The organism is Pseudarthrobacter sp. KH_020_B (assembly GCF_057840185.1).
Window position 1 is genome coordinate 3,703,567 of sequence record NZ_CM174506.1, and the last position, 11,909, is coordinate 3,715,475.

General features: G+C 62.5%; 11 protein-coding genes and 3 pseudogenes. 4 read left to right on the plus strand and 10 right to left on the minus strand.

The window, feature by feature from the left end; all coding sequences use genetic code 11:
• Window positions 1-275: 275 nt before the first annotated feature.
• Entirely contained in the window at window positions 276-749 is a 474-nt protein-coding gene (locus AC3IT0_RS17215) for a VanZ family protein (protein WP_489320892.1), read from the plus strand.
• On the opposite strand, the gene galU is transcribed toward AC3IT0_RS17215, so the two are convergent.
• The 4 genes and pseudogenes from galU to rfbB all read right to left on the minus strand — a co-directional run bounded on the left by galU (window position 746) and on the right by rfbB (window position 4,923).
• Complete coding sequence (galU, locus tag AC3IT0_RS17220) at window positions 746-1,636, minus strand: UTP--glucose-1-phosphate uridylyltransferase GalU (RefSeq protein ID WP_489320893.1); 891 nt, start codon at window positions 1,634-1,636, stop codon at window positions 746-748. The genes AC3IT0_RS17215 and galU overlap by 4 nt on opposite strands.
• 99 nt (window positions 1,637-1,735) lie before the next feature.
• Window positions 1,736-2,477: pseudogene (locus tag AC3IT0_RS17225) on the minus strand (enoyl-CoA hydratase/isomerase family protein).
• A gap of 15 nt (window positions 2,478-2,492) precedes the next feature.
• A complete protein-coding gene (locus AC3IT0_RS17230) occupies window positions 2,493-3,920 on the minus strand; it encodes a sugar nucleotide-binding protein (protein ID WP_489320894.1) in 1,428 nt (475 codons plus the stop codon).
• Window positions 3,921-3,924: 4 nt separating this feature from the next.
• Window positions 3,925-4,923 carry a dTDP-glucose 4,6-dehydratase gene (gene rfbB, locus AC3IT0_RS17235; RefSeq protein WP_489320895.1) on the minus strand — a complete coding sequence of 333 codons (999 nt, stop codon included), beginning with the start codon at window positions 4,921-4,923 and terminating at the stop codon, window positions 3,925-3,927.
• Between the two features lie 62 nt (window positions 4,924-4,985).
• Between rfbB and rfbA the strand changes: the two genes are divergently transcribed.
• On the plus strand, window positions 4,986-5,891 hold the full coding sequence (rfbA, locus tag AC3IT0_RS17240) for a glucose-1-phosphate thymidylyltransferase RfbA (protein WP_489320896.1): 906 nt from the start codon (window positions 4,986-4,988) through the stop codon (window positions 5,889-5,891).
• A gap of 293 nt (window positions 5,892-6,184) precedes the next feature.
• Here the strand turns inward: rfbA and AC3IT0_RS17245 are convergent, their stop codons facing one another.
• From AC3IT0_RS17245 to AC3IT0_RS17270, 6 genes and pseudogenes are all read right to left on the minus strand, one after another.
• Window positions 6,185-6,826 carry a hypothetical protein gene (locus AC3IT0_RS17245; RefSeq protein ID WP_489320897.1) on the minus strand — a complete coding sequence of 214 codons (642 nt, stop codon included), beginning with the start codon at window positions 6,824-6,826 and terminating at the stop codon, window positions 6,185-6,187.
• Window positions 6,827-7,596: 770 nt separating this feature from the next.
• Complete coding sequence (locus tag AC3IT0_RS17250; protein WP_489320898.1) at window positions 7,597-8,214, minus strand: hypothetical protein; 618 nt, start codon at window positions 8,212-8,214, stop codon at window positions 7,597-7,599.
• Window positions 8,215-8,693: 479 nt separating this feature from the next.
• Window positions 8,694-9,272, minus strand: coding sequence for a hypothetical protein (locus AC3IT0_RS17255; RefSeq protein WP_489320899.1), 579 nt, complete (start codon window positions 9,270-9,272; stop codon window positions 8,694-8,696).
• Between the two features lie 440 nt (window positions 9,273-9,712).
• Complete coding sequence (locus tag AC3IT0_RS17260; protein ID WP_489320900.1) at window positions 9,713-10,153, minus strand: HepT-like ribonuclease domain-containing protein; 441 nt, start codon at window positions 10,151-10,153, stop codon at window positions 9,713-9,715.
• Window positions 10,150-10,596, minus strand: a complete 447-nt coding sequence (locus AC3IT0_RS17265; RefSeq protein WP_489320901.1) for a helix-turn-helix domain-containing protein — start codon at window positions 10,594-10,596, stop codon at window positions 10,150-10,152. The genes AC3IT0_RS17260 and AC3IT0_RS17265 overlap by 4 nt, the downstream gene beginning before the upstream one ends.
• Window positions 10,597-10,820: 224 nt before the next feature.
• Window positions 10,821-10,925 (minus strand): annotated as a pseudogene (locus tag AC3IT0_RS17270) (AAA family ATPase); the annotation flags it as partial.
• A gap of 283 nt (window positions 10,926-11,208) precedes the next feature.
• Between AC3IT0_RS17270 and AC3IT0_RS17275 the strand changes: the two are divergent.
• Window positions 11,209-11,613, plus strand: a complete 405-nt coding sequence (locus AC3IT0_RS17275) for a hypothetical protein (protein WP_489320902.1) — start codon at window positions 11,209-11,211, stop codon at window positions 11,611-11,613.
• A 34-nt stretch (window positions 11,614-11,647) separates the two neighbouring features.
• A pseudogene (locus tag AC3IT0_RS17280) lies at window positions 11,648-11,761 on the plus strand (signal recognition particle-docking protein FtsY); the annotation flags it as partial.
• Between the last annotated feature and the right edge of the window lie 148 nt (window positions 11,762-11,909).

Consider the following 11,909-nt stretch of genomic DNA (forward strand, 5'->3'; position numbering starts at 1 on the left):
AACCGGAGCACCGCCCACCTGCTGCATTTAAGGTTTCGACGGGCTCAACCACCGAACGAGACAGGCCGCCTAACCACCGAGCCTAAAGGCTCAACCACCGGCAGTGTGGTATTTATGATCTATGGGGCGACATTGGCGCAAAACACCGTGGCAATGGGACGCTTCTGTCCCGCTCCCGCGTCCGCGGGCGCTCCCCTACATACTCCTCGTAGTGCTGGCGGTAGTCGCGATGGGAACCGCGACTCTCGCTCTGCTGCGGACCACCTGAGTCTCTCTTGAAGTTCCCCGACAACCCGAGGCTTTGGCGCGCGCTCCTGGTAGCCATGCTTGTGCCGCTGGCACTGGTTGCCTTTTGGCCCATTCCCGTCGATCAACCAGTGCAGGGTCAACTGGCTGACATCCTGAGATTCCTCCACGCCCTCGGAATTCCCGCTTGGTTCAATTACCAATTCGTCGAAGCCTCCGCCAACGTCGTGCTCTTTATTCCGCTCGGCTCAGTGGCGGCGCTGGCGTATCCAAAAAAACGCTCGTGGCAGATCGGAATTCTGGGGTTAGTGGTCTCGGGTTGCATCGAACTCGGCCAGCTGCTGTTTCTTCACAATCGATTCGCGAGCCCGCTGGATCTTGTCACAAACACAGGAGGGGCTGTAATTGGCGCTCTTTTGGTCGCTGAGGCCCTTAAACGCCTACAGGCCCACCCCGTTGTCAGAGGCAGGCCTGTAGAGCGTCACAGAAGCACCCGGAGTTAGCTGATGAAAGCCTTCAGCCAAGTTTTCAAGTCCTCGCCGAACTCCACTCGCTCGGAAGCCAGGGTGATGACTGCCTTCAGATAGCTCAGCTTGTCGCCGGTGTCATAGCGGCGGCCCTTGAACACGACGCCGTACACGCCAGAGCCTTCACCCTCGCCAGCGGCCAACGTCTGGAGGGCATCGGTCAGCTGGATCTCGCCGCCGCGGCCCGGCTCCGTGTTCTCAAGGACGCCGAAGACTGAGGGATGCAGCACGTACCGACCGATAACGGCCAGGTTGGACGGCGCTTCGTCTGCAGCCGGCTTCTCCACCAAGGTGTTGACGCGGACGTAGTCCTCGCCTTCAATGGCGGTGATGTCCGCGCAGCCGTAGGCGCTGATCTCTGAAGGGTCCACCTCGATGAGCGCGATAACCGAACCGCCAGTCTTCTGCTGCACGTCGATCATAGTGGTGAGGAGGGTCTCGGCCTCATCGATGAGGTCGTCACCCAGGAGGACGGCAAAAGGTTCGTTGCCTACGTGCTGGCTGGCGCATAGAACCGCGTGCCCCAGACCCTTGGCTTCGCCCTGACGGACGTAGTGGATAGGACCAAGATCAGAGGCCTCGTGGACCAGGTCCAGGCGACCCTGATCGCCCTTCAGCTCCAGCGCGCGCTCCAAGCCGGGTTCACGGTCGAAGTGGTCCTCAAGGGCGCGCTTGCTACGCCCCGTGATCATCAAAATGTCGTCAAGGCCGGCTTTGACGGCTTCCTCCACGACGTACTGGATGGCCGGACGATCGACGACCGGCAGCATTTCCTTCGGCATTGCCTTGGTGGCGGGCAAGAAGCGAGTCCCCAGACCGGCAGCAGGAATGACGGCTTTAGTAATAGATTTCCCCATAGTCATGAGTGAACCTTACAAAATCAATCGCAAAAACTCGCAATCGAGTGACTTGATTTCGACGGTCTCGACAAGCTCGACCACAGGGGATTTCGGCAGGAGCAATCAACGGCCTCTGAAGACCGGCGACCGCTTTTCTTGGAAAGCGCGGAAGCCCTCGGCGTAGTCCGCGGTCTTGCAGAGCCGCGCCTGCTCGGCGTTTTCCTCTGCCATTGCGTCCCACAGGCCCAGCCGCTGGTCTCGGATATGCGCCACGAGCACTTTGCTCGCCGTGAAGGCGCCCGTGGCCCCGTCGGCAACCTTCGCCACAATTTCCCTGGCATTGGCTAACAATTCATCGGCCGGCACGGCACGGCTGAACATCCCCTGAGCCACTGCCTCCGTCCCGGACATCAGTTCGGCGGTGTTGATCAGGTCCAGGGTCCGGTGCATGCCCAGCCGCTCGGTGAAGTACCAATGGCCCCAAGAATCCAGCGTCGCACCCAGCCTGGCGAACGGCGAGCCGAATTTGGCGTTCGCCGGCGACGTACACGACGTCGTGGCCAGCAGCAGGCCCAGGCCTACGCCCAGGCAAGCACCCTGCGCCGCGGCAAACGTCGGCGCAGGGAACCCGCTCATCTTCTTCAGCAGCGGCTGAACCAACCCGCACAGGTACGCCTCGGCGTCGTCCGGTTCCGGCGTCACGCCCGAAATATCCCGGCCTGCGGAGAGGGCGCGCCCCTCGCCCTAACCAGCAGCACGCGCACCTCACCGCGCAAGGCGGCAGCGGCGTCATCATAGGCCTGTGATAGGTCCGCCAGCGCCTGTTCGTCGAGGGAGTTCAGCTTGTGGGGCCGTCCAGGACCACTTCGGCGAACTCTTCTCAGGCGTTTGCTGTCTGCGTGACGGCAACGTAGGCCCTAAGTGCTTCCCCCGCCGTACGGGGTGAAAAACCTGCAGCCTTGATCCTGCTCAGGTCCAGCATGCTGTTCAGCGGCCGGGGCGCAGCGGCCTTGCCTTTGAAATACTCTGCGGTACTCACTCCGGTGACAGCAGATCTGGGGTGGCCCGAGAGCTCGTACACGTCCGCTGCGATGTCCGCCCAGGACTGCGGTTCGCCGTCGTTGCTGAGGTTGTAGGTGCCGTAGTCGGCTCCGGACTCCAGGAGGTGCTGGATGCCTGCGGCGATGTCCTCGGTGAAACTGATCCGGCCGATCTGGTCGTTGACCACGGACGGTTCGATGCCGCGGCCTGCCAGGGATGCCATGGTGCGGACGAAGTTGTTGCCGGCGCCAATGACCCAGCTGGTCCGCACGATGTAGTGGCGGGGAACAACAGTCACGACGGCATCGCCGGCGGCCTTGGTCTGACCGTATACACCCAGCGGAGTGAAGGGTTCAGCCTCATCGTGGCTCTCACGGACGCCGTCAAAGACGTAGTCCGAGGAAACGTGCACCAGGGTCAGGTCATGCTCGACGGCGGTCCGGGCCAGGCGAGCCACGGCGGTTACGTTGATGGCCCATGCAGCGGCCCGGCCTTCTGCGGTTTCAGCGGTGTCGACTGCGGTGTAGGCGGCGGCGTTGATGATGGTGGAGTAGTTCTTCCAGTTCCGCTCCGCGAAGGAGGCTTCGCTGGATAGGTCGAACCCGGCCCGGCCGGCGAACTCGACGCTCGCGTCGCGGTCGTACAGTTCCCGCAGAGCCTTACCCAGCTGGCCGTCGGCACCGATCACGAGGATCTTCTGCGCCGGCATCGGCACGACGTCCGCGAGTCGGGGGTGGGCCTTGTCCTTGTCGGACAGTTCGGCCTGGTCCAGGGGGATAGGCCATTCGATGTCTGCGGTCTCATCTGCCAGGTTCAGAAACGTGTACTGACCCTGCGCGTCCGCGGACCAATGGTCGTTGACCAAGTACGTGTAAGCGGTGTTGTCTTCCAACGTCTGGAAGGCATTGCCCACTCCCCGGGGTATGAAGATCGCCTGGCTGGCGTCAAGCTCGGTGGTGAACACGGCACCAAACGAGGGGCCTTCGCGCAGGTCCACCCAGGCGCCGAAGATTCTCCCGGTGGCGACCGAGATGAACTTGTCCCACGGCTCGGCGTGGATGCCGCGGGTGGTGCCGGCCATTTCGTTGAACGAGATGTTGTTCTGCACCGGCCTGAAATCGGGCAAACCGAGCGCCACCATTTTTTCCCGCTGCCAGTTTTCCTTGAACCAGCCCCGGTTGTCACCGTGGACCGGAAGGTCGTAGAAGACAACGCCGGGGATCGGGGTTTCGTGCGCGGTCAGCTTCTTGGAGAACTCGATCGACATTGTTCTACTGGCCCTGTTCCTTGTACTTGGCTTCGGTCTGGGCCTTCTGTGGCCGCCACCAGTCCTCGTTGTCGCGGTACCAGGCGATGGTGTCCTCGATGCCGGCGTCAAAGTTGGAGAAGCGCGGTTCCCACCCGAGCTCGTCGCGGAGCTTGCTGGAGTCGATGGCGTACCGCAGGTCATGGCCCGGGCGGTCCACGACGTGGTCGTAGGCGTCCGGGGACTTGCCCATGTGCTCCAGGATGAGCTCCACGACGTCCTTGTTGTTCTTTTCGCCGTCGGCGCCGATCAAGTACGTCTCGCCGATGATGCCCTTCTCGATGATGGTCAGCACAGCCGAGGAGTGGTCGTTCGCGTGGATCCAGTCACGGACATTCTCGCCCTTGCCGTACAGCTTGGGCCGGATCCCGTCGATCACGTTCGTGATCTGGCGCGGGATGAACTTCTCCACGTGCTGGTACGGGCCATAGTTGTTCGAGCAGTTGCTGATGGTGGCCTGCAGCCCGAAGGACCGCACCCACGCACGGACCAGCAGGTCCGAGCCGGCCTTCGTGGAGGAGTACGGGCTGGACGGGTTGTACGGGGTGTCCTCGGTAAACCGCTCCGGATCATCGAGTTCCAGATCGCCGTAGACCTCGTCCGTGGAGATATGGTGGAAACGCTTGTTGTGCTTCCGGGCCGCCTCGATCAGCGTGTAGGTACCGATGATGTTCGTGTCCAGGAACGGACGCGGGTCATGCAGGGAATTGTCATTGTGTGACTCCGCCGCGTAATGAACCACCACATCGCATTCCGCGACGAGCCCGTCCACGACATCGGCGTCCGTGATGTCGCCTTCGACGAACCTAAAACGGTCCTCCGCCAGACCCTTAAGGGATGCTAGATTCCCGGCATAAGTCAGATTGTCCAGCACAGTCACTTGATCAAGTGTGTTTTCCAACACATAGTGGACGAAATTCGAACCAATGAAACCGGCGCCCCCGGTAACCAGTAATTTCTGCATACATTCATCGTTCCACAGCGACATGATTTGGTTGAATTTGTAACGGCCGTGAAAATGTCCTTATGCGCGGAATAATCCTCGCCGGGGGAACCGGTTCACGTCTTCATCCAATCACTCTGGGAATCAGCAAGCAGCTGGTCCCGGTCTACGACAAACCGATGATCTACTACCCGTTGTCCACACTGATGCTGGCCGGCATCCGGGACATCCTCATCATTACCACCCCGCACGACGCCGACCAGTTCCAACGGCTCCTGGGCGACGGCAGCCAGTTCGGCGTCAACATCACCTACACCCAGCAGCCGTCCCCCGATGGACTGGCCCAGGCTTTCATCCTGGGGGCCGAGCACATCGGCGATGGCCCGGTTGCTTTGGTCCTCGGCGACAACATCTTCTACGGCCAGGGCCTGGGCACCCAGCTACGACGCTTCGAGAATATCGACGGTGGCGCGGTGTTTGGATACCGAGTTCAGGACCCGTCCGCATACGGCGTGGTGGAATTCGATGCCAATGGCAAAGCAGTCTCCCTCGAAGAAAAACCCTCAAAACCGAAAAGCCACTACGCGGTACCGGGCCTGTACTTCTACGACAACGACGTGGTCCAGATCGCGCGCGACCTCAAGCCTTCTCCCCGCGGCGAACTGGAAATCACAGACGTCAACCGCGTTTACCTCGAACGCGGCAAGCTGCAGGTAGAAATCCTGCCCCGTGGAACCGCGTGGCTGGACACCGGAACCTTCAACGACCTGAACGATGCGTCCGAATTTGTCCGTACAGTTCAGCACCGCCAGGGTCTCTCCATCGGGTGCCCTGAGGAAATCGCTTGGCGCCTGGGATTCCTCACCGACGACGAACTGCGGGAACGGGCCGCACCCCTCGCCAAGAGTGGCTACGGGAAATACCTTCTCGACCTGCTCGCCGAAGGCCTCGACGCCGCAACCGAACGTCTTCAACTCGCCCAGCGCTGACTCAGAGCCTGATACGCCTACGCGCTCACCGCACTTTAGCGGTGAGCGCGTAGTGGGCGGCAGCGGCGTCGTCGTACGCCGGCCGGGGTGGCCTGCCACGGCGACTGCCGCCGTCGTACGTTCCTCCCCACCTCCTCCGCCCGGGACACGCAAAAGCCCGGCGTGTCCGCGGCATTTCCCGGCGATTTTTCGGGAGCAACTGGGCAGGAACGCACGCACACTACCCGCAGGTCACCCGCCGCGATCCCGTTCTGGCCGGGATTCACGCACGAAACCGTGCATGAAGCATCCCTCTAGGGCAGCGCCTCGAACGGAGCAGTGGCCGACTTCGCCGAAGTTTCACCAGTGGCCGTAACAGAGGTCGGGAAACCGGGGGGAGGTGCGTTTTTCGGCACGGCGATGGACGTGGTGAATGCTCCGTCGCCGTCCGCTTTCACCTGGGTGATAAGTGTGGCGTGAAGACGGATGGCGATTGTCTCGTTCGGGTAGTAGCTCCGGCCACTGACGAGGACGGTCCCGCCGACCCGGGCCTGAGCCGGGGCGATCTCGATGTGCGCCGTTTCCTCGACCTGCTGCTTTATTAGTTCGGCGCGGTTCCGGGACTCCTCGGCCGCGGACTTATCTACCGCCGTATCGGCCTGAGTCTCGGCGATCTTCAGACAGTCAGAAACGATCTGGAGGGCGACCACCGTGTTTTCTTCTTGCTGGACCTTGTAGGCCGCCTCGACGGATGCGTCGGCAACCACCTTGAACGTTCCTCCGAGTTTGCCGCCCAATTCGGTTGTCAGGTCGAACCCGCGGCCCTTGGTGCATTCGATGTAGGTGATGGCCACACCACTCAGGCACTCGCCGTTGTATTCTCTCTCGTTGCCGGTGCACGTCGGTCCTGGATTGCACGCGACCAGCATCACGCTGATGGCGAACTGGACCAGCAAGATTGCAACCAGACGGGAAGGCCGGCTCGTCGGCCTCAATTTCCTATTCCGGGGTGGGGATTGCCTGTTATCTGAACGCCGAAGGTATTTGGGCGCGTCCTCAACGGCATCCATGATCAACTCCGTCTCGACTGAATTCCATGCTGCAGGTAGCCGCAAGCCTGAGCTGAGTAAACGCGGGCGTCCGTTATCCGCGCGTTACTACTTCCGATGCGCCTTCCGGTGCGCGGCTGGCGGAGGCTAGCCTGAGTCATGGTCAGTGTGGGGACGCCCGGCCAGGGCTTGGGGCTGCAGGCAGGGCTTCAGGCTGAGCTGCGGACTTTGCCGGGGGTCCTGAAGGCGCTGGGCATGCTGGCCATGACACACCAAGAGGTGCAGCTGGCCACCGAGCGCTCCCTTGCGGAGAACCCCGTGCTGGAGCGGATGGACGGCCACCCGTGCCCCGGTTGCGGCCGGCAAACTATTCGCGCCTCTTGTGTTTCATGGAAGTAATTCAGCATGGCGCCCCCAAAAAAATCAATCAGCAGTATTCCGTCAGCGCACCCTGCACTTGCCACGAAGCGGGGCTACGCCCGGGGGAATCCTGGGGCTCCTGATGGGGCCAGATAAGGCCGCATTGGGATCCTTAGGCGCCTCCCGCCGCCAGCCCTAGCGGCTGCAAGCGGGTCGCCTTGAAGGATGGCAGGTCGGAACTACAGTGCGACAGCTGAATGAAGGTGGTCAGCCAAGGCGCATGTGCTTGCCGGGCTGCGGTTCCCTTCCAGCGCCGCTCAAACACCGGTCCAGCGACGCAGCGTGCTGTTGAGGAGGCCGATGAGCACGGCGGTCCACCAGCAGGTCTGGGAAACAGTGAGTGCAATCATGAGCCGAAGACGCAGTCTGCGTGTTAGCTCGCTGAAGCGTGTGCGGGGCGGGAGCGCCAGCAACCGGTGCATGGCCGGTGCGATGCTGAGGCCGTTCAGCATCAGTATCAGGACGGAAGCGAGTTTGACCACAGTAACCAGGCTGGTCAGATCGGGGTCAATCAGAGCGCCGGAAATCAGCAGCAGGGCGAGTCCGCCCCAGATCAGCGGCTTCGCAGCGGCCTCAAGCTTCCCGGACGCGTGCATCTCCACCTTGCCGAGCAGCCACAGAAAGCCCAGCCAGTCGACCACAAGGATGGTGCCAAAGGACAGCACGAGAGCCAGGATATGAACGGCAAGCCCGACCCGGTGGAGTTCAGGCCCGCAGTCCACATAATGCCCGACGAGCACCGAAGCCAGCCATCCGGCTGTGCACAGTATCCCGAGCAGGACCAGCCGTACTCTTTGGCGGCGCGTCAGAGGTGCCGGCGTGATCGCCGGCTCTGTCTGTGGTGGGTCCGGCCGGACCGGTGCCACGGTAGTCATTGCGGGGACCTGTCGGATAGATGCTGCCCTCGCGGGATAACCGGTGATGCCAAGGCCGTATGGCGGCGGCTGTACGTCGGTCCGGGCGGTGTGGTGCAGGTGGAAGCGGGACCCGGGATGCGGCGGTGCACCCGGAAGCGCGGAGGGGGCGTGAAAGAAGTCATCATGATCCTTGGAAGGAAGTTAGCAATTTTCGGAGGATTACGGCCCGGCACCGAGCTGAGACTCTGCATCGGCGGGGTGAGGACGGAGAACTCGTTTGCCCTCCGAGTCGGCCAGGACGGTCGATGACACATCGCCCTGGCCGACGTCGGCGTCGGTGGCGCCTGGAGCTCGTCGCCGGGAGCCCTCTGCCCCTGATCATCACCGGGGTTCATCGACATTGACGGCGACGTGTCCAGGTAATACCCGGTATGGGAGAAACGTCGTGGCTTGAATCATTGGGCCAGTGGTTGAACCGCTCCCGCGGTCAGCGGTGGTTACTCTTTGGTCAGCTCGACGTCTGCAAACTCGACGGTCGTGCCCTTAGCCAGGGCGGGTGTTTCGGACTCCTCGCCGTGGCGGTTGAATGCCGGGACGCCGAGGGTGGCGCGCAGTGTGTACGTCCCGGCTTCGGGCACGGTGAAGTTGTTTGCGTAGTGGTAAAAGGTCGAGTAGTAGAAGTTCAGCTCCAGCTCTTGCACGACCTTGTCCTGAGCGTCGACCACCTCCAGGGTTATCGGCACGTTGGGGACGATCCGGCCGGTCGAGGTCTCGGTTGGGATGATCTCGATGTGATGGGTCTCGCCGGCCTTCGGCGCACGGAAATGAGCGCCGTGCTCGTCGAACCAGGGTTCGGCAGCCTCGGTGATCAGGTTGACTGTCCAGTCCCCGGACTCGACTGTTTTGCCTTTTGCGGCAAGTTCATGGGCGAGCACTTTGTACTGCTCCTGAACGCCGGCCGGAACGGTGAAACCATCCTCCTTTGCGGCGGCCGGGGCGGCGGCTTGGGCGCCGCATCCGGTGAGTGCAAGGAGGGCAAGCGGGGCGGCCAGGGTGGCCAGGGTGGCACGAAGCATCGTAAGTCCTTAGTTAGCGGTGTTGGGGAGGGAACTGCGGTGTTGCGGGAAGCCTAAGAGGTGGCGGCGACTGCGCTGGCGCCGAGGGGTGCAGGCGCCCCGGTATCCGAAGTGTGGCTGGGTCGGCCACTGTTGAGGGGCGAGGCCACGGGAAGTGTCCCTCTGTGGGCCTCTCGGAGGCCGTTCGTAAAGATCGCGGTCATGCGGCAGTGCACCTCGGCTCGTGGGAGCCAAGGTTAGGCTCACCTAAACAGGAAGATTACCCAGAATCGTCAATTATGCAAAGTTTCTATGTGCTAATTCGCAAAAGGTTACGGCCAAGCGTGGGGGCGGTACATGAGTGCGCGGCATGGGCAGCCTAAAACCCGAGTGAAGCCGGCACCTTCAAAGCCACCGGTGGCGAAAATGGCGGGGAGGGACTGCGCGCCGAATGCCGGGCTTTAGGGCCAGCGTTCGACGTCGGCACGCATGTGCGCTATCTGGGTCCTGAGCTCTGGCAGACTGCGCGCTGCCGTTTGCCACACGGTGTCGTTGGGAATGGCCGCGTAGTCGGGTGAGAGCACATTCCGGAGTCCGCGCATCTGGCGCCAAGGTATTGCGGGGTACTGCTCACGCACTGGCTCGGGGATCCGATCCGCGGCAGTGTTCAGGTCAATGAAGATGGACTTCATGGCCTCGCGTGACCGCCAATTGTCAGGATCATTGAAGGCCAGTTCACCTTCGTCCACGATCTGCTGCGCCCAGCCCAGCCGTTCCTCCATGTCGCCGATGAGCTGGAGGACCCTGCCCTTGGGGGCCGTTGCGAGGGAGAAAGTCGGATCCTTCTGCTCACGGGGCGCGAACTGGCCGCCCACGGGGACATCTTCGGGGTCCCCGCTCACAGGGGGACTGCTTCGCCGAGGATGCGCTCCATGATTGGGCCCCCTGAACCCGTCGGGACGATGTCCACGTCCACACCGAGCAGGTCAATCATGTCCAGGCGGAAGCCGGACAGGTCGAAAAGTGTTGCGCCCGGTTCGAGGTCAACCAGAAGGTCGACGTCGGATTCAGGTGTGTCCTCGCCTCGCGCCAACGATCCGAAAACGCGGACATTATGTGCTTTGTACCTGTGGGCGATCGCCAGTGCCTCGCCGCGGTGTTCAGCGAGGATCTCCGATGGCCGGCGCCTCAGTACATTCAAGATCCGGTCTAGGGTTTCGGGCCGCGGGACGCGCTTCCCGGATTCATATGCCGAGAGATTTGGCTGGCTGACATGGGAGAGCTCCGCCAGCCGCTTCTGGCTCAGGCCGGCACGAACCCTCTTCTCGGCGATCTCGCTGGTCATGGGTCAAGTATATCGGGGCGATATAAATCGGGGCTGGGATTCGGCTCGGGACTCGACGTTCGGGATATGCGGACGCGGCGGAGGGCGGATTTACCACCGGGAGGGCACTCGGCCGGGGTGGGCTCCCAGGGCGACTGTCGCCGTCGTACGTGTGACTGTTCGTTTAGAATGGCGGTTTTTTCACCGTTCGATTGGCGGTTTAGCTGATGCCGATGACGAGGGTTGAGCGCGCGTTCCACCTGGGTGAAGAGCCTGTCGATGAGGCGGAAGTTGCCCCGGGTGATGCGTGCGACGGCGGCGACTGCCTGCGCATCGGTGAAGTCCTTCGGACGTTCCGTGCAGACGACTTCGGAAAATGACAGCCCCGCGGGAGAGCGCCGCGGCCATCGAGGAAAGGTCCTCTGGGCGGAAGGCGCGGTGTGATGCCGGGCTGCCGCGGATGGGGGAGCGAGTCGGTCGCCGACAGGGCACGGGCGCAGTCATCCGAACCGTCGGAAACGGGCACCGGACAGACGTCGACCTTGAGCGGTCTCCGCCCTACGATTGGAGCGTCACGCCAGTCGACGTGGCATTCGTTCCGGTCCATGCACCGATCCAATTGGCAAGGAGATCATGATGCTCGGAGAGCAAATCGGGGAACTCAACGGACAAACCATCAGCACGCGGGTTCTGGAAGACATTGGTCGCGGTCCGCGCACCGAAGTGACCGACCATCAGGTCGGCACGCTCTGCGGTGCCCAAGTTGACGTCACGGTCACCTACGTCGGCACGATTCGTCCCAGCGGCACGGTCACCGGCGGCGGAAACGGTTTTGTCGTCACCGCAAGCGGGCAGACTGCGACCTTCACCGGTAACGGCGTCGGTAGCTTCACCGGTCCGGGTCAACTCACCTGGCGGGGTGCATTGTTCTACGAAACCACCTCAGACGAGTTGAGTAGCCTCAACGGGATCGCAGTCTTGTTCGAGTACCAGGTGGCCGACGGCAAGTCCGAAGGCCGCCTGTTCGAGTGGAAGTAGCGCTGCACACTCGGAAATCGACGCAGCTGAGGCCCGGATTCCCGCGGCGGAACAGCTGGCCGCGTGGGGACAGCGCGTCGGCCGTCCGACGGTGAAGCCCGACGTCGACAGTGCCGATCCTGCCTCCATCGCCTTTGAAGCGGCCCAGATGCAATACCGTTCAGTCAGGGCCTGAGGATGGTGGCGGTGGGCGGGCCCGGTGGGATCAGGCCAGCTCGCGTGGTGGGAGCGTTTGACGTCCCATTTTGGGGGCATCAATGCCCACGTGCATCGCCCGCCAGCACACCCGGCCCGCC